Here is a 21,147-nt window from a genome sequence, read left to right on the forward strand (position 1 = left end):
CGTATCGTGCTATTACGTAGCAATTGTGGATAGCCAAACAAGCTCGGAGCTTATGACCACTCGTACCACGGCCGGCGCAGCCCACCTCGACACTTCCAGTGCTCCCCCGTTACTCAGGATTACGGGGGACTGGACGCTTGCCCACTACGCCAATCTTAAAAAGCTGAGCGACAAGCTCGACGGCCAATACGACGCCGGTGCGCGCATCGACCTCAATGGCCTCGGCGCCCTGGATACCGCCGGCGCCTCGCTGCTGGTCGAGTTGCTGGGCCCCGAGCGCATCGAACATTCCGCCGAGCAGACCGATTGCAGCTTGTCTACCGCCGACCGAGCACTGCTCAAAACCGTCTACCGCTCCCTGAACGATTTCTGCGTACCCGACAAGGAGCCGGAAGAAGCCGCCGGTATCCAAGTGCTGGCGCGTATCGGCCGAGCTGTGGACACGGTTTGGCAGGACGGCATGAAACTGCTGGGCTTTATCGGCCTGATCCTCGAAACCTTCGCCCGTGGCGTGTTCCGTCCCAAGCGCTGGCGCATCACACCGATGGTCGCGCATATCGAACAAACCGGCCTCGACGCTGCGCCGATCGTCGCGCTGCTGACGTTTCTGGTGGGCGCCGTGGTGGCGTTCCTCGGCGCCACCGTGCTCAAGAGCTTCGGCGCGACGATTTTTACCGTGGACCTGGTGGCGTTCTCTTTCCTGCGTGAATTCGGCGTGTTGCTTACGGCCATCCTGATCGCCGGCCGCACCGCAAGTGCCTTTACCGCACAAATCGGCTCGATGAAGGCCAACGAAGAAATCGACGCGATCCGCACCCTGGGCCTGGACCCGATGGAATTGCTGGTACTGCCACGGGTAATGGCATTGCTGGTGTCGCTGCCGATGCTGACATTTTTGGCGATGCTCTCGGGGATTGTCGGCGGCGGCGTGGTGTGTGCCGTGGCCCTGGATATTTCGCCGGCGATGTTTCTCTCGCTGCTGCAATCGGACATTGGTGTGCAGCACTTTCTGGTGGGCATGGTGAAAGCGCCGATTTTCGCCTTTCTGATCGCGGCGATTGGCTGCCTTGAAGGCTTCAAGGTCAGCGGCAGCGCCGAATCGGTCGGCGCCCACACCACCTCCAGCGTGGTGCAGTCTATTTTCGTGGTGATCGTGCTGGACGCGGTCGCGGCGATGTTCTTTATGGAGATGGGCTGGTGAGTCGTCTACACCGTGCGCCCACTGAGGCGGTTATCGAAGTGCGCGGCCTGTGCAATCGCTTTGGCAGCCAGAGCGTGCACGAGAACCTCGATCTGGATTTGTACAAAGGCGAGATCCTCGCGGTGGTCGGCGGCTCCGGCAGCGGCAAGTCGGTGCTGCTGCGCAGCATCGTCGGCCTGCGTCGACCCAGCGAAGGTGAGGTGCGGGTCTTCGGCAAGAACCTGCCCAACCTGCCCGAGCATGAACGCTCGCTGGTGGAACGGCGCTTTGGCGTGCTGTTCCAGAAGGGCGCGCTGTTTTCCTCGCTGACGGTTACCGAAAACGTCGCCCTGCCGTTGATCGAACACGCCGGCCTCAGCCGTCGCGACGCCGAGCACTTGGCGGCAGTCAAGCTAGCCCTGGCGGGGCTGCCCTTGTCGGCGGCGGATAAATACCCGGCGTCACTGTCCGGCGGCATGATCAAGCGCGCGGCCCTGGCACGCGCCCTGGCGCTGGACCCGGACATTCTGTTCCTGGACGAACCCACCGCCGGCCTCGACCCGATTGGTGCGGCGCAATTCGACCAACTGATCCTGACCCTGCGCGATGCGCTGGGCCTGAGCGTGTTCCTGGTCACCCATGACCTCGACACGCTGTACACCATCACCGACCGTGTGGCGGTGCTGGCGCAGAAGAAAGTGCTGGTGGCCGATGCCATCGATGTTGTCTCGAAAACGGACGACGCCTGGATTCACGAATATTTCCACGGCCCCCGTGGCCGCGCGGCATTGGATGCCGCTCAATCGCTTAACGAGGTATGACATGGAAACCCGAGCCCATCATGTGATGATCGGTCTGTTCAGCGTGATCGTGGTGGTCGGCGCAATGCTGTTCGGCCTGTGGCTGGCCAAGTCCAGCGTTGACAGCGCCTTTCAGGAATACGAGGTGGTGTTCAACGAGGCGGTCAGCGGCTTGTCCCAGGGCAGTTCGGTGCAATACAGCGGGATCAAGGTGGGCGATGTCACCAGCCTGCGCCTGGACCCGAAAGACCCGCGCCGCGTACTCGCACGCATCCGCTTGGCCGGGCAGACGCCGATCAAGGAAGACACCCAGGCCAAGCTGGCACTGACCGGCATCACCGGCACCTCGATCATCCAGCTTAGCGGCGGCACGCCACAAAGCCCGGAGCTCAAGGGCAAGGACGGCAACCTGCCGGAAATCATCGCCTCGCCGTCCCCCATCGCGCGCCTGCTCAATAACAGCAACGACCTGATGACCAGTATCAACCTGCTGCTGCACAACGCCAACCACATGTTCTCGCGGGAGAACGTCGAGCGCCTGAGCAACACCCTGGACAACCTGCAACAAACCACCGGTGCCATCGCCGACCAGCGCGGTGATATCAAGGTGGTGATGCAACAGTTGATGCAGGTGAGCAAACAGGCCAGCGCCGCGCTGGAACAAACCACCACGTTGATGCGCAATGCCAACGGCTTGCTCAACGACCAAGGCAAGCAAGCCTTCGGCAGCGCCGAGCAGGCCATGAAGTCGCTGGAGCAAAGCACCACGACCATCAACACCTTGCTCACCAACAACAAAGACTCGGTGAACAGCGGCATGCAGGGCCTCAATGAACTGGCGCCGGCCGTGCGCGAACTGCGCGAAACCCTCGGTTCGCTGCGCGCCATCTCCCGCCGCCTCGAAGCCAACCCCAGCGGTTACTTGCTGGGCAGCGACAAGAACAAGGAGTTCACGCCATGAAGCGTGCTTACCAAGTAATCGCCCCGCTGGCCTTGGTGCTGATCAGCGCCTGCTCGATCCTGCCCAAGCCCGATCCGTCTGACGTGTACCGCCTGGCGTCGGCGCAAACCAGCACCCAAGGCGCGCCGGTGAGCTGGTCGCTGCGGGTGTCCAAGCCGCAGAGCAGCGAATTCCTCGACAGCCCGCGCATTGCCGTGGTGCCTAACGGCGACCTGATCAGCAGCTACGCGAACTCACGCTGGAGCGACCCAACCCCGGTGTTGCTGCGCAATCGGTTTATGGACGGCTTCCAGCGCGATGGGCGGGTGACATTGCTGAGTACCGACGAGACCAACCTGCAGGCCGACTACGAGCTGGGCGGGCAATTGCAGGCGTTTCAGAGTGAGTACCACGGCAGTGCGTTGGCAGTGGTGATTCGCCTGGATGCGCGGCTGGTGCGAGGCAGTGATCAGCGGATTATTGCCAGTCGGCGGTTTGAGGTGAAGCAGCCGGTCGGCGATACAAAAGTGCCAGCGGTAGTGGCCGCGTTTGGGCAGGCGGGGGATCGGTTGAACAAGCAAGTGGTGGATTGGGTGGTGCAGCAGGGAAACACTGCACTTGTGGCGAGGGAGCTTGCTCCCGCTGGGCTGCGCAGCAGCCCCAAAACCCGCCAATGAGTTTTCACTGACACACCTGCCAAACCCTGTTGGGGCCGCTTCGCGACCCAGCGGGAGCGAGCTCCCTCGCCACAGGTAACTACGCCTTAACCAAAGAACCAGTAGCACACCGCAATAGCCGCCACTACGCCGGAAAACTCCGCCAGCAACGCGCACCCAACCGCATGCCGAGCCCGCTGGATGCCCACCGAACCAAAGTACACCGCCAGTACATAAAAGGTGGTCTCGGTACTGCCCTGGATCGTCGCCGCGACCAACGCCGGGAAGCTGTCCACGCCCTTGGCCTGCATGGTCTCGATCAACAGCGCCCGCGCCGCGCTGCCGGAGAACGGCTTGACCATCGCCGTCGGCAACGCGTCGACAAAGCGCGTGTCCATACCCGTCCAGGCCACCACATGGCGGATCCCTTCCAGGCCGAAGTCCAACGCCCCGGAAGCGCGCAATACGCCCACCGCGCAGAGCATCGCCACCAGATACGGCAGCAGGTTCTTGGCAACATCGAAACCTTCTTTGGCGCCTTCGACAAAGGCCTCATACACCTTGACCTTGCGTAGCGCCCCGATCACCAGGAACAACATGATCAAGCCAAACAGCGTCAGGTTGCCGAGTATCGATGACAAGCCCGCCAGCGCCGTAGCCGACAATGTCGCCAGCAACGCCATAAAGCCGCCCAACATCAACGCACCGGGAATCAGGTAGGCCAGCACCACCGGGTCCCACAAGCGCAAGCGCTGCATGACAGCCACCGACAACAGGCCCACCAGGGTAGAGGCGCTGGTGGCCAGCAGGATCGGCAGGAACACCAGCGTCGGGTCGGCGGCGCCTTGCTGGGCGCGGTACATGAAGATCGTCACCGGCAACAGCGTCAGCGAGGACGCGTTGAGCACCAGAAACAGAATCTGCGCGTTGCTCGCGGTATTGGGGATGGGGTTGAGTTCCTGCAACGCCTTCATGGCCTTGAGGCCGATAGGCGTGGCGGCGTTGTCCAGGCCCAGGCCGTTGGCGGCGAAGTTGAGGGTGATCAAGCCGATAGCGGGGTGGCCGGCCGGCACTTCCGGCATCAAACGGCGAAACAACGGGCCGAGCGCCTTGGCCAGCCAATCGACGATGCCGGCTTTTTCGGCGATGCGCAAAAAGCCCAGCCATAAGGTCAGGGTGCCGAACAGCAGCACCATCACGTCGACCGACAGTTTAGCCATGGCGAAAATGCTTTCGACCATCGCCGCAAAAATCCCGGCATTACCGCCAACCAGCCATTGCGCCAGTGCTGACACCATTGCCACGACAAAGAAGCCAAGCCACAGGCCATTGAGCATCAGTTGAATCCCCCGAAAGATGGGGCGAATGATAGCGGGGCTGGCAGAAACGACAAACCCCGGAATTTTCCGGGGTTTGTGTCAGAGCAGTCGTGCTATCAGCCGCGGGTAGCTTGCGCGGTCGGCGCGGCTTCTTTGCTGCGCCAGTGTGGCAGCGAGTTCCAGTAGCGCTCGCCCTTGGCATCGTCGTACATGCCTTCCCAACGGGAGATGACCAGAACCGCCAGGGCGTTGCCGATCACATTGAGCGCGGTACGCGCCATGTCCATCACACGGTCGACACCAGCGATGAAGGCCAGGCCTTCCAGCGGAATACCCACGCTGCCCAGGGTGGCCAGCAGCACCACGAAGGATACGCCCGGCACGCCGGCGATACCTTTGGAGGTGACCATCAGGGTCAGTACCAGCATCAGTTGCTGGCCAATCGACAGGTCGATGCCATACAGCTGGGCGATAAAGATGGCCGCGATGCTCTGGTACAGGGTCGAACCGTCGAGGTTGAACGAGTAACCGGTTGGCACCACAAAGCTGCAGATAGCCTTCGGCGCACCGTAGGCTTCCATCTTCTCGATCACACGCGGCAACACGGTTTCGGAGCTGGCGGTGGAGTAGGCCAGCACCAGTTCATCCTTGAAGATGCGCATCAGCTTGAGAATCGAGAAGCCGAACAGGCGGGCGATCAGGCCCAGTACCGCAAAGGCGAAGAACAGGATGGCGACGTAAACCAGGATCACCAGCTTGGCCAGCGGCAGCAAGGAAGCAAAGCCGAAGTTGGCGACCGTTACCGCGATCAGGGCAAATACACCGATTGGGGCGTACTTCATGATCATGTGGGTCACTTTGAACATGCTCTCGGACACGCCCTGGAACATGGTCACCAGCGGCTCGCGCAGCTCAGGCTTGAGGCTCGACAAGCCCAGGCCGAACAACACCGAGAAGAAGATGATCGGCAGCATGTCGCCACGGGCAACGGCGGCGAAAATGTTCGACGGGATCAGGTTGAGGATGGTTTCGATGAACGCATGCTCATGCTGCACTTCGGCGGCGGTGGCGGTGTACTTGGAAATGTCGACGGTACCCAGGGTACTCATGTCGATGCCGGCGCCCGGGTGGAACAGGTTGGCAAGCAACAGGCCGACCACAATGGCGATGGTGGTGACTACTTCGAAGTAAAGGATGGTTTTGACGCCGATTCGACCGAGTTTTTTCGCATCACCTACGCCGGCAATGCCGACAATCAGCGAGGAAATCACAATCGGGATCACGATCATCTTGATCAGGCGGATAAAGATATCGCCTGCCGGCTGCAATACATTGCTGATCCACCAGGCTTTTTCAGCACTGAAATGGTTGAGCATTGCACCGATTGCGATCCCCAGTACCAAACCGATGAGGATCTGCCAGGCGAGGCTTAGCTTTGCCTTCTTCATGTCATTACCCTTACTTCAAGTGGACTTAAGGCAAATGCGCCATCTGCAACGCTCGGAAGCGAAAAAGTGTGTGCATCTGCCTCCATGGAAGGTCACCGCAGCATGGCCGAAATGGCTTACTGGCAGGCGAAAAAAGGCGCAACTATTCCCATGCAAGGGTTCGACGTCTAATGCCGTAAACGCCTACCCTATGCCGAATCGGCATGACTTTTTTTGAAATTAACTGTCCGAACGGTCAGTTCAAATCCGCCATTAAAGCCCGTGAATATGCCGTTAACCGGCCAATACCGGCTCGCTCAGAGATGTTGGACGACTTATATAGGTTGGCGAAAATGCCTGGGAATTCACTGACCTGGCGTCAGAAATGTCCTATGGCAGAGCCAAAATTTTCTCGATAGATGGTCGCCACGAAACACCAAGTAATGGTTGGGAATGCGCAAAAGAGAGATTATCGGCTATGAGCGGTATAAGACGCGGAGCATCAGAGTGATAAGCCCGTCGCAAGTTCAGCAAGCGTGAGGGCTTGTGAACTTGCGTCGCAGCTTTTCACCTGACCCGGCCCTTGCGCAGGCACTCCCTGTACCCGTAGGTCACGCCGATCTCGATTGATCAGAGCAACCCGGCCCCCTGGTCATGCATCACCCTTGGCGGGCGATGCAGACAGAAAGAAGCGAAGGGCTTCTTTCTATGGACGCTGGCTCCGCAGACGACAGACGCGTCAGACGGAACCTAGTACCAATTCGGATCTTTCTTCAGCTGCTCCATCAGCAGCTTTTGCATGCCTTCGTTCGGCTTACCGATAAAACGGTAATCGGCGTGCCGCGTCGGGGACTTGTCCGCCGGCAAACCGGCCGGGACTTCCACCAACATGGCGTAGGCATCTTCCTTGTCGAGGCTGAAGGCCACGATCAGGCGCTTGTTCAGGCACGTATCTGCAGTTTCACAGAGCGGCCCCACCAAGTACTTGTCGCCATCTTCTTCCACGGCATTCATTTGATCGGCCGTACCGGACAGGTTCATCACCCATTCCGGCAGGCGCTGTTCTTTCTTCACCACGCTTTGCCAGGTTTCGCGGTACTGCTTGTCCGCACTGAGCAATTCGTTGGCTCGGGATTGGCCGTCATTGGCGGCCATCACCACGCCGCTGCCGCCCAAGAGCAGGGCGGCAGCCATGGCTTTAAAGGACAAAATGGTCATATTCAGCCTCGGCCGCGACGACCAAAGAAGAACGAAGCGATGAACATCACCAGGAAGACCACAAACAGAATTTTTGCGATACCCGTGGCGGTGCCCGCGATACCACCGAAGCCCAAGACTGCAGCCACAATGGCGATGATCAGAAATGTGATTGCCCAACTCAACATGGTGATTCTCCTTACGCTTCTATAGGGGTAACAGCGGTAGTGCCGTGCAGCCGCTCAACTCGAGCGACCTTTTCTTGCTTAGAACACCCAACGCTCTTGGGTTGGCAATTCACCCAGGGTTGAATCCTGGTCTGCCACTCTCAATTGCGGGGCGGTTACATCGGAGGTCACGCTAGCGCCGCTAACGGAACGGAAATGCGTCTGCATCATGGCAGGACGTTCGAATTGCGGGGTTTGCTGCTGACTTTGCTGCCAATGCTGCATCTGCTGGCCGGCAATCAACGTGACCATCAACGCCAGGCTGGCAAACAGACCTTGCTGCAAACGCAGTGGCGATACACGTAGTTGGCTGAGGCTTTGGCGAGTCATGCTGCATTTCTCCCGCATTCTGATTATTCGTTGGGAGAGCTATTGCAGAGTGCATGCCAGTTTTTTTACAAAATAAAACTCAATAAAATCAATATGTTATAGATACACCAAGACAGTATCGAACAGCATCCTGCACGATGCCCCTTTGCAGGCCGTGCGAAATGCACGATGGTCAGTGGTCGGGTCAACGGATCGAAACCGCTGCTGGCGCTGCCGAAGTGGCAAGGAGGCATGAAAACGCCATCAATCGGCGTCTTTGTAGGAGAACGTGAAGATACCTGCGCGAAGATGCCTTTTATGAATCAGAATAAACCATGCAACTTGCCCGATTAATCCGGGACTAAACACCATCATTTATAGTTAAGGAGCGCGGGACAGATGGAATCAGCCAAGGAACTTCAAGGCCGCATTCTTTTAGTGGATGACGAATCCGCAATCCTCCGCACCTTCCGTTACTGCCTGGAAGATGAAGGCTACACCGTAGCCACCGCCAACAGCGCCGCCCAAGCCGATGCGCTGATGCAGCGCCAGGTCTTCGACCTGTGCTTCCTGGACCTGCGCCTGGGCGAAGACAACGGCCTGGATGTGCTGGCCCAGATGCGCATCCAGGCGCCATGGATGCGCGTGGTGATTGTGACCGCGCATTCGGCCGTGGACACCGCCGTTGACGCTATCCAGGCAGGCGCCGCCGATTACCTGGTCAAGCCATGCAGCCCCGACCAACTGCGCCTGGCCACCGCCAAACAGTTGGAGGTGCGCCAGCTGTCCGCGCGCCTGGAAGCACTGGAAGGCGCAGTACGCCAGCCCAAGGACGGCCTCGACTCCCACAGCCCGGCGATGATGGTAGTGCTGGAAACCGCACGCCAAGTAGCAGGCACCGATGCCAACATCTTGATCCTGGGCGAGTCCGGCACCGGTAAAGGTGAGTTGGCCCGCGCCATTCATGGCTGGAGCAAGCGCTCGAAAAAATCCTGCGTGACCATCAACTGCCCGTCGCTGACGGCGGAACTGATGGAAAGCGAACTGTTCGGCCATAGCCGTGGCGCCTTCACCGGCGCCAGTGAGAGCACGTTGGGCCGGGTTAACCAAGCCGATGGCGGCACGCTGTTTCTCGACGAGATCGGCGACTTTCCCCTGACGTTGCAGCCCAAACTGCTGCGCTTCATTCAAGACAAAGAATACGAACGTGTAGGCGACCCGGTCACTCGACGCGCCGATGTGCGCATCCTGGCGGCCACCAACCTGAACCTGGAAGACATGGTGCGCGACGGCCGCTTCCGCGAAGACTTGCTCTACCGCCTCAATGTCATCACCCTGCACTTGCCGCCGCTGCGCGAGCGCAGTGAAGACATTTTGACCCTGGCCGACCGTTTCCTGGCGCGCTTCGTCAAGGAATACGCCCGGCCGGCGCGTGGCTTCAGCGATGCCGCCCGTGAAGCGCTGCTTAACTACCGCTGGCCGGGCAATATCCGCGAACTGCGTAACGTGGTGGAGCGGGCCAGCATCATTTGCCCGCAGGAAAAGGTTGAAATCAGCCACCTCGGGATGGCCGAACAGCCGACCAACAATGCCCCGCGTATCGGCGCAGCCCTGAGCCTGGACGAGCTGGAGAAAGCCCATATCGGCGCCGTTCTCGCTACCAGCGACACCTTGGATCAAGCGGCCCGCACGCTGGGTATCGACGCGTCGACCCTGTACCGCAAACGTAAACAGTACAACCTGTGAGCTGCACCTTATGAAGCTTGCGATGAAACTGCGCACTCGGTTGTTCCTGAGTATCTCAGCGCTGATCACCGTCGCCCTGTTGGGACTGGTCCTGGGACTGGTCAGCGTCATGCAAATGGCCAAGAGCCAGGAGTCGGCGATCCGCAGCAACTTCATCACCCTGGACCTGGGCCTCAAGCTGCGTCAGACCTTGGGCGACCAGTTGATCCTGATGCTGGAGGAGCAGCCCGACCCCGCTGCCCTGCAGACGTCCAAGCAAAACTATTTTGCCCTGCTGGACCAAGGCATCGCCCATGAACAGCAGGACGGCAGAACCAGTGGCTTCAGCCAGGCGCGCGTCGACTACCTGAACTTCCTCAAAGCGTTTGACGAGACTCAACGAAACTCACTGGCCAACAATAAAAGCGAAAAGCTCACCGAAACCTTCAATACATTGCGCAATGGTTTGATCGCCGAGCACAAACAAGCCCTGGAAAATATCAACGACAGCGAGCACAAGTCGCGCAATCGCGCCCTGTTGATCGCCGGTTTGCTGGGGCTGGTCGGCTTGGCGGTATTGATCATCGGCTTCGTCACCGCCCATGGCATCGCCCGGCGCTTTGGCGGACCGATTGAAGCCTTGGCCAAAGCTGCCGACAAGATCGGGCAAGGCGATTTCGAAGTGACGCTGCCGATCTCATCGGCGGCAGAAATGAATCAACTGACCCGTCGTTTCGGCATCATGGCCGAAGCATTGCGCCAGCATCAGGCGACCAATATCGATGAGTTGCTCGCCGGCCAGCAACGCCTGCAGGCGGTGCTCGACAGCATCGACGACGGCTTGCTGATGATCGACCGCCAAGGCCGCCTGGAACACCTCAACCCCGTGGCGCAGCGCCAACTGGGCTGGGACGAGGAACGTCTCGGCCAAGGCCTGGGGGAAGCCTTGGGCCGCCCTGAAATGGATGAGCAGCTGCAACTGGTGCTGCGCGGCGGCAACCTGGAGCGCGCGCCGGACGATCTGGAAGTGGAAGTCGAAGGCGAACTGCGCCTGTTGACCTACAGCCTGACGCCGGTCAGCCATACCCAAGGGCATATTCTAGGTGCGGTGATGGTGCTGCATGACGTCACCGAACAACGCGCGTTCGAACGTGTGCGCAGCGAGTTCGTATTGCGCGCCTCCCACGAATTACGCACGCCGGTAACGGGCATGCACATGGCCTTCGGGCTGTTTCGCGAACGGGCGAAGTTTCCTGCCGAGTCCCGTGAGGCTGACCTGCTGGATACGGTCAACGAAGAAATGCAGCGCCTGATGCAGCTGATCAACGATTTGCTCAACTTCTCACGCTACCAGAACGGCCTGCAAAAACTTACCCTCGGGCCGTGTGATGTCACCGACCTGCTGGAGCACGCACGAGCCCGGTTCACGGAGCTGGCGAACGCACAACACATTGAACTGCTGGTGGAAGCCCAATCCGATTTGCCCAGGCTGTACGCCGACCAGGTTCAGCTCGAGCGTGTACTCGATAACCTTCTAGGCAATGCATTGCGACATACCGCCGATGGCGGCCAGATTCGCCTGCAGGCGCGCCGCCACGGCGAGCGGGTGATTATCAGCGTCGAAGATAACGGCGAGGGTATTGCTTATGGCCAACAGGGGCGCATTTTCGAACCTTTCGTACAAGTAGGCCGCAAGAAGGGCGGCGCCGGCCTGGGGCTGGCGTTGTGCAAGGAAATCGTACAGCTGCACGGCGGCCGCATGGGCGTGTATTCACGGCCGGGGCAGGGTACGCAGTTCTATATGGCGTTGCCGTTGTAGCCCGACAGCTACGATGATGTCACTGATGTACGCCGAACAAATTGTGGGAGCGGGCTTGCTCGCGAATGCGGTCTTTCAGCCAACATATATGGCAGCTGATCCACCGCTTTCGCGAGCAAGCCCGCTCCCACATTTGAATGGGGTTACACCTTTAGCGGCGGTTCAACGCGCTCAGGATCGCAGCACTTTCAGCATCCGGCGTGCCGTCGAACCGTGATGGCCGGAAGTGCATCTGGAATGCAGCGATCACATGTCGCGTGGCCACATCCAGCTCACCCGTCTGCGGCGTCTGGTAGCCCAGGCGCGCCAGTTCTTCCTGGAACCACGTAATACTCGGCAGGCTAACGGCATACTGTTGCTGGAACCGAGCCACTGCCTGTGCATCCGGCCATACGCCCAAACCTTCAGCCGCCAGGCGCTTCCACGGGAACAACGGGCCTGGGTCAAGCTTCCGCAATGGCGCAATGTCGCTGTGGCCGATGATGTTCTTGGGATCGATGCCGTTGCGCTTGCTGATGTCCTTGAGCAACACCACCAACGACTGCACCTGGGCCTCGGAGTACGGGTACCAGAGGCGGCCGGTCGGCGCGTCGGTATAACCTGGGTTCACGATCTCGATGCCAATGGAGCTGGAGTTGAGCCAGGTGCGGCCCGCCCACTCGCTTTCACCGGCGTGCCAGGCACGCTGGCTCTCGTCCACCAGCTTGTAGATAGTGCCTGAGGCGTCGTCGCCGATAAGGTAATGGCTGCTGACCTGGCCATGCGTGAGCAGCGCCAGGGAGCGCTCAAGGCTGGCGGAGGTGTAATGGACAACGACGAACTGCACGCGGTTGTCGTGGTTCGACGAAGGGTGGCTGGTGTTCAGGCGCGGGCCGCTGGCGCAGCCGGCGAGCAGGAGAAACATAAAGGCAATGCAAAAGGATTTCATGGCAGAAGACAGTACGCAGAAGACGATAATGCAACAGTGTAACGGATGGTTCGGGGCTCGACGGTCAAATCACAAAATGGAACATCTTTTACGCCGCCTGCACCCGGTTGCGTCCAGCTGCCTTGGCCCGGTACAACGCCTCATCGGCACGCTTGAGTGCCAGGTCGCTGCGCTCTCCCGGCTGGAACTGCGCCACGCCCATGGACACCGTGATGGTCACCGGCTCGCCCTTGAAGTGGAACGGGCACGCTTCGATGGCCGCTCGCAGCACCTCGCCTACGTCCAGGGCATCTGCCAGGGCTGAATCCGGCATCAACAATACAAACTCTTCCCCCCCAAATCGCGCGATAAAATCGCTGGGGCGCAGGCGCTTGCGCAACACATTGGCGATGATCTTCAGCACCTTGTCGCCCGCCAAGTGGCCGTAGCCATCGTTGATGCGCTTGAAGTGGTCGAGATCGAGCATCGCCAGGGACAAGCTGTTACCGCGCTGATGCCAGCTATTCACTTCATGGTCCAGGCGCTCGCTCCAGGCCGCACGGTTGGGCAGGCCGGTGAGGGGATCGATCAGGGCCTTCTGACGCTGTACTTCAAGGTGCTCGCGATAACCTTGCGCTTCGTGCTCCATGTTCGCCACCCGCTCGGCCAGGCCTTTGAGCCGCGCCGCGACTTCCTGCTCGCGCTGGTCACGCTGTTGCTGGTGCTCGTCCATGGTGCCGAGCAGGCCTTCAAGGTGGCTTTCCAGCACGTGTTTGAGGCTGTCCAGGTCAGCCGCTTCCTGCACGCTGCTTTGCAGGCCGTCGACCTGCTCACGGATCTGCGTATCCAGCTCCCGCGCGGCCGAGCGATTGTCGGCATGGCCATCACTGGCCACCTGCAGATGGCCCTGGAAGGCTTCGAGGCGTTCATTGAGCTGCTTGAGGTAGGCCTCGAACTCATGCTGGCCGCTGTCGGTAATCGCCAGCATCAGCACCGCCAGGTCATCGAGGATTGGCAGCAATTCGTACCAGTTCAATCCATGGGCCAGGCGCTCGCGCATGGCTTCGGCCTGCGGCCGGTGGCGTTCCGGCAAGGACAAGTCTTCCAACAGGCCGAGCAAGGTGTCTTCAATATGCTTGGCGACAGAACTGTAGGACGGCTCGGGGGAGTCGGGCAGAGCATAGGTGCCGTCCGGTTGCAGCGCATCGGGGTCGGGCTCGCAGGTTTCCAGCACGGGCGGAAGCGACAGGCTGCCGATGACCGTTTGATCTGGCGTGTCGACCTCAACCTGCTGTTCTTCGATAAATGCAGCAAGGGCGCTTTCGGGCGCTGCTTCCTCTACCGGCGGCTCAGGTATCTCGAGTTCAGAGACTTCTGTAGGCCCGGCAGGGACTTGCTCCAGCGCCGGTGCCTCGAAGACAAAAGTCTCGCCAGCGACTTCAGCCACTTTGACCGGCTCAGCCGGTTCAGGCTGAACGGCAGCCGGCGTTACCGGCAAGGGCGCAAAAGCGCGCAAGGCTTGGGTCAGCTCTTCGGATTGCGCGGGCTCTAGCGGTTCGGGCACGGCTTTGGCAGCAGCCGGTTTCGGCGCCACCGGTTGCGGTGCAGAGAGCGGGGCGGATTCAACCACCGGCGCCTCATTCGATACATCCTTCGTACCAAACAGGCGTTGCAGCAGGCCTGGCCCAGGACGCGCGGCTTCGCCTTCCGGCTCCAGGTTATTCAGTGCTTGCCCTTGCAGGCTGCTCAATTCGCTGAGCAGCAGCGGGATCTCACGCGCTTGGCCGACTCGGCCATCAAGCTGCTTGGCGAAGGTTTTCAGCGGACGGGCGACTTCACGCGGCAGAGGCAGTTTCTGCAGCTGCGCAACCAAGGCCGTCAGCGCGGTGCTGATCTGGTCCACCCGCGTTTCGCGGCGCTGCTCCGAGTCGAGCACGGCCTTTTCCAGGCGTGGCAGCAAGGCGGCGAGGGCAGCGTCCATGTCGTCGGTGCGCACCACATCGCGCATTTCCTTCATGCATTGGTCAACCGCACGGTCGGTGCCTTCCGCCGCCAGCGTGCTGCGCACCAGCCCGCGGCGCAGCAGGTCGAGACGGGCAGCCCAGCGGCGTTCGAGCTTGTCTTGCTGCTCAACGCTTTTAAGGTATTTCTCTTTCCAGCGCTGGGCGTCGTCGCTCATGCAAGTGGGCCACTGGTGCCTGGGCTCAACGCGGGTAATGCATCAGCCGTGAGCGAACCCGGCAGACGAATCTCTACCGCGACCGGCAGGTGATCGGAGATGGGCTGCGCCAGCACCTGCACGCTTTCCAGCGTGAGGCTCGGGCTTAGCAGGATATGGTCGAGACAGCGTTGCGGGCGCCAGCTGGGGAACGTGGCTTCGACTTGCGGCGCCAGTAACCCGAGGTCACGCAACGGGGAATTCTGCAACAGGTCGGTGGCATGGGTGTTCATGTCACCCATCAGTACCTGGTGCTTGTAGTTGCTGATCAGATCACGCACGTAGGCCAACTGGAGGTTGCGTGTACGCCCTCCGAGCGCCAAGTGCATCATCACCACCACCAAGGCTTCCGGGCCTTCGCCGAAACGCACGAGGATAGCTCCACGACCTTTGGGGCCGGGCAACGGATGATCTTCGATGGCTGTTGGTTTCAAGCGGCTGAGCACGCCATTGCTGTGCTGCGCCAGGCGCCCGAGGTTGCGGTTGAGTTGCTGATACCAATAAGGGAAAGCACCGAGATGGGCGAGGTGCTCCACTTGGTTGATGTAACCGGAGCGCATGCTGCCGCCATCGGCTTCCTGCAAGGCGACCAGATCGAAGTCGTTGAGCAGGTCGCCGATTTTCTGCAGATTACCGGTACGCCCTTTGTGCGGCAGCAGATGCTGCCAGCCGCGGGTGAGGTAGTGCCGATACTTCTCGGTACTGTTGCCCACCTGAATATTGAAGCTGAGCAGCCGCAGACGGCTGTCTGCCGGCAAGCCCGTGGACTCCAGGTGGTGTTCGTTGACCCGCGGTTCATGCAGGCCAACGCTACGTTCAGTACCCCAGCCGCGCATGATGGCCCCCTTACTTGGCTGCGCGCTCTTTAGCGATCAGTTGGTCGGCAACATTGAGGGTTTGCTCAGGACCACCGGTGGAACCGAGGTCGAAACGGTATTTGCCGTTGACGATCATGGTCGGTACGCCTTGTACGCCGTACTTCTGGGCCAGCTCTTTGTACTGAGCCATTTTGCCTTTGACCGCGAAGGAGTTGAACGTTTCGAGGAACTTGGCTTTATCAACGCCTTGAGTGGCGACAAAGTCAGCCATGTCTTCCGGCTTGGTCAGGCGCTTGCCTTCTTTCTGGATGGCATTGAACACAGCGTTGTGAACTTTGTGCTCTACGCCCATGGTGTCCAGCGTAATGAAGAGCTGACCATGGGCATCCCATGGACCACCGAACAGCGCAGGAATGCGTTTGAAGTTCACATCAGACGGAAGTTTTTCAACCCAAGGGTTGATGGTCGGCTCAAAAGCATAGCAATGCGGGCAGCCATACCAGAACAGCTCCACCACTTCGATCTTGCCTGGCTCGGAAACCGGCACCGGGTTAGCCAATTCAACATAGGTCTTACCGGCTTCAAGCGGCACGTCGGCAGCTTGTGCGGTCATGCCGAAGAGGCTGGCAGTGACGAGAGCGGCGCTGAGGATCAGATTACGCATGCTTTACTCCTGGACAAATAAAGTCGCCTCACGCGACCTTTAGTTGTGACAGGTCTACGCGGGCATGAGTTCGTTAGTGTAACGGCACCGGCCACAAAAAAGGGCGGCCTAAGCCACCCTTTTTATGCTTGCATCGATGGATTAATCGAGCGTTAACGTCCCGCCTGAATCAGTGCAGGCCCTGGATATACTGGGAAACCGCTTCGATATCCTTGTTGCTCAACTTGCCGGCAATACTTTGCATGATTTTGGTATCGCCATCGTTGGTGCGATTACCCTCACGGAAGTCCGTCAATTGCTTGGTGATGTACTGGGCATGCTGGCCGCTCAGGTGCGGGAAACCGGCAGCAGCAAGGCCGGCGCCGTTAGGCGAATGGCAACCGAGGCAGGAAGGCATGCCTTTTTCCAGGTTACCACCCCGAAACAGTTCCTCGCCGTGAGCCACCAGCTTCGGATCAGCAGCTCCCACACTGCCTTTCTGGCTGGCAAAATACGCCGCGATGTCTGCCAGGTCCTGATCGCTGAGATTGGTCAGCAGGCCGGTCATTTCCAGCACCGTGCGCTTGCCGTCCTTGATGTCGTGCATCTGCTTGGTCAGGTAACGCTCACCTTGACCGGCCAGTTTGGGGAAGTTCGGCGCCGGGCTGTTGCCATCCGGTCCATGGCAAGCACCACATACGGCGGCTTTCGCCTGGCCCGCTGTAGCGTCGCCTGCAGCATGGGCAACACCGGTGATGCCCAAGGTCAACAGCAGACTCACGATCAGTTTGTTCATCAGCTAATCCAACTACGGCTAAGGGTTTAAGAGTTATCTACCGGGTTTACTCACCATCAACTCGTTGATGGCCTGGTAATCCTCAGTACTGCAGTCCATGCACAAACCACGCGGCGGCATTGCCTTGAAACCCTGAGTCACGTGTTGCATCAGCGTAGCCATGCAAACTCGGTTGTACAGCGCCTCCGGATCCTGTGTAGCCTGAGCGCCTAAAAAGCGCGATCAGGACACCAAAAGCGCGCAACCATCAGGTCATACATCGACCTTTTCAGGGTTAGAGAGCGTTTTGCGTTCTAATGCGCAATGAAGGTCTTTCGCTCCCGTGAACTTCATCCTTCGCTGGGACAAAGCACACACAAAATCTGCGGCATTATATACTGGCGCTACTGAAACGGAAACGACACCGCTTGCCGCACCCTTTCTCGGCACCGCCCACATCGGAAATCTCATGCAACTCAAGAATCCCATCCTCGGCCTGTGCCAACAGTCCACGTTCATGCTCAGCGCCGCCAAAGTGGACCAATGCCCCGATGACGAAGGCTTTGAAGTCGCCTTTGCCGGCCGTTCCAACGCCGGCAAGTCCAGCGCGCTGAACACCCTGACCCACGCCAGCCTGGCGCGCACCTCGAAAACCCCGGGCCGCACGCAGCTGCTCAATTTCTTCAAGCTAGACGATGATCGGCGTCTGGTCGACCTGCCGGGCTACGGTTACGCAAAAGTACCTATCCCGTTGAAGCTGCACTGGCAACGTCACCTTGAGGCTTACCTGGGTGGCCGCGAGAGTTTGAAGGGCTTGATCCTGATGATGGACATCCGTCATCCAATGACCGACTTCGACCTGCTGATGCTCGATTGGGCCGTCGCCAGCGGCATGCCGATGCATATCCTGCTGACCAAGGCCGACAAGCTGACCTACGGCGCAGCCAAGAACACCTTGCTCAAAGTGCAGTCCGAAATTCGTAAAGGCTGGGGCGACGCGATCACCATCCAGTTGTTCTCGGCGCCCAAGCGCATGGGCCTGGAAGACGCTTACACCGTGCTGGCCGGCTGGATGCAGTTGGCGGACAAGGGCGCAGAAATCGCCGAGTAACTTTTGCGCAGGCAAAAAAAACCCCGGACTTCGTATGGGGAGGGGAAGTTCGGGGTCCAAGTTCCGGACCGCTAGGGCGGGGTCCAGATATCTGCCAACACTTAACACAACATAGGAGCATTGAAGGGCTTCACCACCCATTCAGTAACTCTGAGTCACAGTTCACGGGTTAAGTTCCGGCAGGTTCAAAAAACTATTGGAAATAACCCGCGACGCTTTCTGATCTAAAGCGCTCTGCCATCACCCTCGGCAATGGCAGAGCCGCGCTGTCAGTGGGCCTGGTCCCAGTTATCGCCCACGCCCACGTCCACCACCAATGGCACGTCCAGCTGGGCCGCCGCACTCATATGCTCGCGGATTTTTTCGCCGACCTGCTCCACCAGATCCTCACGCACCTCAAGCACCAATTCATCGTGCACCTGCAGGATCACTTTGGCGTCCAGGCCAGACTCGGTCAGCCAGTTATCCACCAGCACCATGGCTTTCTTGATGATATCCGCTGCGGTGCCCTGCATCGGCGCGTTGATCGCCGTGCGTTCTGCGGCCGCGCGCTCCTGGGGCTTGTTGGAGTTGATGTCCGGAAGGTACAGCCGACGCCCAAAGAAGGTTTCGACATAACCCTGGTCGGCCGCCTGGGCGCGGGTGCGCTCCATGTATTCACGAACGCCCGGGTAGCGCGCAAAGTACACATCAATGTAGGCCTTGGCGGTCTTGGTATCCACGCCAATGTCCTTGCCGAGCTTCTGCGCGCCCATGCCGTAGATCAGGCCAAAGTTGATCGCCTTGGCACTGCGGCGCTGGTTGGACGTGACCTCTGTCAGCTCAACCTTGAACACTTCGGCGGCGGTGGCGGTGTGCACGTCCAGGTCATTACGGAACGCATTCATCAGCCCCTCGTCCTTGGACAAATGCGCCATGATCCGCAGCTCGATCTGCGAATAGTCCGCCGCCAGCAACTTGTAGCCCTTGGGCGCGACAAACGCCTGGCGAATGCGCCGCCCTTCGGCGGTGCGCACCGGGATATTCTGCAGGTTCGGATCACTGGACGACAAACGCCCGGTGGCCGCCACCGCCTGATGATAAGACGTGTGAATACGCCCGGTACGCGGGTTGATCTGCTCCGGCAGACGGTCGGTATAGGTGCTTTTAAGCTTGCTCATGCTGCGGTACTGCATCAGCACCTTGGGCAACAGGAAGTCATCCTCGGCCAGTTTGGCCAACACTTCTTCAGCCGTGGACGCCTGGCCTTTGCCGGTCTTTTTCAGTACCGGCAAACCGAGTTTTTCGTAGAGGATCGCCCCGAGTTGCTTGGGCGAGCCCAGGTTGAACGCTTCACCGGCGATGTCAAACGCCTGGCGCTCCAGCTCCACCATCTTGTTGCCCAGCTCGATACTCTGGATGCCCAGCAGCGCCTTATCCACCAGCGCGCCCTGACGTTCGATACGCGCCAGTACCGGCACCAAGGGAACTTCGATGTCGGTCAACACACTGGCAAGGCTTGGAATGGCTTCAAGCTGCGCGTGCAACGCCTGGTGCAGGCGCAGCGTCACGTCGGCATCTTCGGCAGCGTAAGGGCCGGCTTGCTCAAGCGGGATCTGATCAAACGTCAGTTGCTTGGCGCCTCTGCCGGCGATGTCCTGGAAACTGACGGTGTCGTAGTCCAGGTACTTCTTGGCCAGGCTATCCATATCGTGACGAGTCGCGGTGGAGTTCAGCACGTAGGATTCGAGCATGGTGTCGAAAGCGATGCCGCGCACGGTAATACCGTTGGCCTGGTCGCCGCCGATGGCACAGTTGGCCAGGATGTTCATGTCGAACTTGGCGTGCTGGCCAACCTTGAGCTTGGTCGCGTCTTCCAGCAACGGCTTCAAGGCCAGCAGTACCATGTCACGGTCCAGTTGCTGCGGCGCACCGATGTAGGAATGGGTCAGCGGAATATAGGCCGCTTCATGGGGCTGCACAGCAAAAGAAACCCCGACCAATTGCGCCTGTTGCGCATCGATCCCGGTGGTTTCGGTGTCGAACGCGAACAATTTTGCCGCGTTGAGCTTTTTCAGCCAGGCATCGAATGTCACCTGGTCGAGGATGGTGGTGTACGACGCTTCTGCGGGTGCCGCAACTTCGACGGCCTCCTCAACAACAGGGGCAGCCTTGAGCTCAACGCGCTTGGCATCACGCTGAATCTCATCAAACCAGCTCTTGAATTCCAGCAGTGTGTACAGCTCCAGCAGCTTTTCGCGGTCGGGCTCGATCAGGTGCAAATCATCCAGGCCCACATCCAGCGGCACATCGACTTTGATCGTCGCCAGCTGATAGGACAGGAATGCCATCTCCTTATGCTCTTCCAGCTTGGCCGGCAGCGTCTTGGCGCCACGGATAGGCAAGGTCGGCACGATATCCAATTGCTCATACAGCTCTTTGATGCCGCCATTCACGCCCACCAGCAAGCCGGAAGCCGTCTTCGGACCAATCCCCGGCACGCCCGGGATGTTATCGGACGAATCGCCCATCAACGCCAGATAGTCGATGATCTGCTCCGGAGCGACGCCAAATTTCTCTTTAACGCCCTCAATGTCCATCGAGCTACCGGTCATGGTGTTGACCAAGGTAATGTGCCCGTCGACCAGCTGCGCCATGTCCTTGTCGCCGGTAGAAATCACTACCGGGCGGTCAGCCGCCGCGCTGCTGCGGGCCAGGGTGCCGATCACGTCATCAGCCTCGACGCCTTCAACGCACAGCAACGGGAAGCCCAGGGCGATCACGCTCTGGTGCAGTGGCTCGATTTGCAGGCGCATGTCATCGGGCATGCTGGGGCGGTTGGCCTTGTATTCGGCGTACATCTCATCGCGAAAGGTCCCACCCTTGGCGTCGAACACCACCGCGAACGGGCTGTTCGGGTACTGCTTGCGCAGGCTTTTGAGCATGTTCAACACGCCCTTGACCGCGCCGGTCGGCAGGCCTTTTGACGTAGTCAGCGGTGGCAACGCGTGGAAGGCGCGGTACAGATAAGAAGAACCGTCCACCAGGACGAGGGGGGCTTGGCTCATGAGCAGGATCAACCTTTTCGGCGGGTCAG

General features: G+C 59.7%; 18 protein-coding genes and 1 pseudogene. 7 read left to right on the forward strand and 12 right to left on the reverse strand.

The window, feature by feature from the left end; all coding sequences use genetic code 11:
• Positions 1-52: 52 nt before the first annotated feature.
• The 4 genes from ACTD9P_RS14275 to ACTD9P_RS14290 are packed head-to-tail and all read left to right on the forward strand — an operon-like array spanning position 53 to position 3,597.
• Entirely contained in the window at positions 53-1,201 is a 1,149-nt protein-coding gene (locus ACTD9P_RS14275; protein ID WP_200430947.1) for an ABC transporter permease, read from the forward strand.
• Positions 1,198-2,001 (forward strand): ABC transporter ATP-binding protein, encoded by an 804-nt coding sequence (locus tag ACTD9P_RS14280; protein ID WP_438868157.1) that lies wholly within the window; start codon positions 1,198-1,200, stop codon positions 1,999-2,001. Before ACTD9P_RS14275 ends, ACTD9P_RS14280 begins: the two co-directional genes overlap by 4 nt.
• Position 2,002: 1 nt before the next feature.
• Entirely contained in the window at positions 2,003-2,941 is a 939-nt protein-coding gene (locus ACTD9P_RS14285; RefSeq protein WP_017139077.1) for an MlaD family protein, read from the forward strand.
• Complete coding sequence (locus tag ACTD9P_RS14290) at positions 2,938-3,597, forward strand: ABC-type transport auxiliary lipoprotein family protein (RefSeq protein ID WP_438868158.1); 660 nt, start codon at positions 2,938-2,940, stop codon at positions 3,595-3,597. Before ACTD9P_RS14285 ends, ACTD9P_RS14290 begins: the two co-directional genes overlap by 4 nt.
• 86 nt (positions 3,598-3,683) lie before the next feature.
• On the opposite strand, the gene ACTD9P_RS14295 is transcribed toward ACTD9P_RS14290, so the two are convergent.
• The 5 genes from ACTD9P_RS14295 to ACTD9P_RS14315 all read right to left on the reverse strand — a co-directional run bounded on the left by ACTD9P_RS14295 (position 3,684) and on the right by ACTD9P_RS14315 (position 8,076).
• Positions 3,684-4,913, reverse strand: coding sequence for a nucleoside recognition domain-containing protein (locus tag ACTD9P_RS14295; protein WP_438868160.1), 1,230 nt, complete (start codon positions 4,911-4,913; stop codon positions 3,684-3,686).
• A gap of 98 nt (positions 4,914-5,011) precedes the next feature.
• Positions 5,012-6,343 (reverse strand): glutamate/aspartate:proton symporter GltP, encoded by a 1,332-nt coding sequence (gene gltP / locus ACTD9P_RS14300; RefSeq protein WP_438868162.1) that lies wholly within the window; start codon positions 6,341-6,343, stop codon positions 5,012-5,014.
• Between the two features lie 729 nt (positions 6,344-7,072).
• A complete protein-coding gene (locus tag ACTD9P_RS14305; protein ID WP_438868163.1) occupies positions 7,073-7,540 on the reverse strand; it encodes an inhibitor of vertebrate lysozyme family protein in 468 nt (155 codons plus the stop codon).
• Positions 7,541-7,542: 2 nt separating this feature from the next.
• Positions 7,543-7,707, reverse strand: a complete 165-nt coding sequence (locus ACTD9P_RS14310) for a DUF1328 domain-containing protein (protein ID WP_003170804.1) — start codon at positions 7,705-7,707, stop codon at positions 7,543-7,545.
• A gap of 78 nt (positions 7,708-7,785) precedes the next feature.
• Positions 7,786-8,076: a hypothetical protein gene (locus tag ACTD9P_RS14315; protein ID WP_438868164.1), complete on the reverse strand. Its 291-nt coding sequence runs from the start codon at positions 8,074-8,076 to the stop codon at positions 7,786-7,788.
• 378 nt (positions 8,077-8,454) lie between these two features.
• Between ACTD9P_RS14315 and algB the strand changes: the two genes are divergently transcribed.
• Both algB and ACTD9P_RS14325 read left to right on the forward strand, forming a co-directional pair.
• Positions 8,455-9,801 (forward strand): sigma-54-dependent response regulator transcription factor AlgB, encoded by a 1,347-nt coding sequence (gene algB, locus ACTD9P_RS14320; RefSeq protein ID WP_056861018.1) that lies wholly within the window; start codon positions 8,455-8,457, stop codon positions 9,799-9,801.
• 10 nt (positions 9,802-9,811) lie between these two features.
• On the forward strand, positions 9,812-11,599 hold the full coding sequence (locus ACTD9P_RS14325; RefSeq protein ID WP_438868165.1) for an ATP-binding protein: 1,788 nt from the start codon (positions 9,812-9,814) through the stop codon (positions 11,597-11,599).
• 151 nt (positions 11,600-11,750) lie between these two features.
• Here the strand turns inward: ACTD9P_RS14325 and ACTD9P_RS14330 are convergent, their stop codons facing one another.
• The 6 genes and pseudogenes from ACTD9P_RS14330 to ACTD9P_RS14355 all read right to left on the reverse strand — a co-directional run bounded on the left by ACTD9P_RS14330 (position 11,751) and on the right by ACTD9P_RS14355 (position 17,225).
• Positions 11,751-12,527, reverse strand: coding sequence for an N-acetylmuramoyl-L-alanine amidase (locus ACTD9P_RS14330; RefSeq protein ID WP_438868166.1), 777 nt, complete (start codon positions 12,525-12,527; stop codon positions 11,751-11,753).
• Positions 12,528-12,615: 88 nt separating this feature from the next.
• Positions 12,616-14,685 (reverse strand): GGDEF domain-containing protein, encoded by a 2,070-nt coding sequence (locus ACTD9P_RS14335; RefSeq protein WP_438868167.1) that lies wholly within the window; start codon positions 14,683-14,685, stop codon positions 12,616-12,618.
• Positions 14,682-15,560, reverse strand: a complete 879-nt coding sequence (locus ACTD9P_RS14340; RefSeq protein WP_438868168.1) for an endonuclease/exonuclease/phosphatase family protein — start codon at positions 15,558-15,560, stop codon at positions 14,682-14,684. The genes ACTD9P_RS14335 and ACTD9P_RS14340 overlap by 4 nt, the downstream gene beginning before the upstream one ends.
• A gap of 10 nt (positions 15,561-15,570) precedes the next feature.
• Positions 15,571-16,206 carry a thiol:disulfide interchange protein DsbA/DsbL gene (locus tag ACTD9P_RS14345; protein WP_438868169.1) on the reverse strand — a complete coding sequence of 212 codons (636 nt, stop codon included), beginning with the start codon at positions 16,204-16,206 and terminating at the stop codon, positions 15,571-15,573.
• Between the two features lie 169 nt (positions 16,207-16,375).
• Complete coding sequence (locus tag ACTD9P_RS14350; protein ID WP_073638253.1) at positions 16,376-16,981, reverse strand: c-type cytochrome; 606 nt, start codon at positions 16,979-16,981, stop codon at positions 16,376-16,378.
• Positions 16,982-17,014: 33 nt separating this feature from the next.
• Positions 17,015-17,225: pseudogene (locus ACTD9P_RS14355) on the reverse strand (cytochrome).
• Between the two features lie 204 nt (positions 17,226-17,429).
• On the opposite strand from ACTD9P_RS14355, the gene yihA reads away from it, so the two are divergent.
• Complete coding sequence (gene yihA, locus ACTD9P_RS14360; RefSeq protein WP_065931961.1) at positions 17,430-18,071, forward strand: ribosome biogenesis GTP-binding protein YihA/YsxC; 642 nt, start codon at positions 17,430-17,432, stop codon at positions 18,069-18,071.
• A gap of 269 nt (positions 18,072-18,340) precedes the next feature.
• Here yihA and polA read toward each other — a convergent pair whose 3' ends face one another.
• Positions 18,341-21,118 carry a DNA polymerase I gene (gene polA / locus ACTD9P_RS14365; RefSeq protein WP_438868170.1) on the reverse strand — a complete coding sequence of 926 codons (2,778 nt, stop codon included), beginning with the start codon at positions 21,116-21,118 and terminating at the stop codon, positions 18,341-18,343.
• Positions 21,119-21,147: the final 29 nt, after the last annotated feature.

The organism is Pseudomonas onubensis (genome assembly GCF_965653655.1).
Taxonomy (GTDB): Bacteria; Pseudomonadota; Gammaproteobacteria; order Pseudomonadales; family Pseudomonadaceae; genus Aquipseudomonas.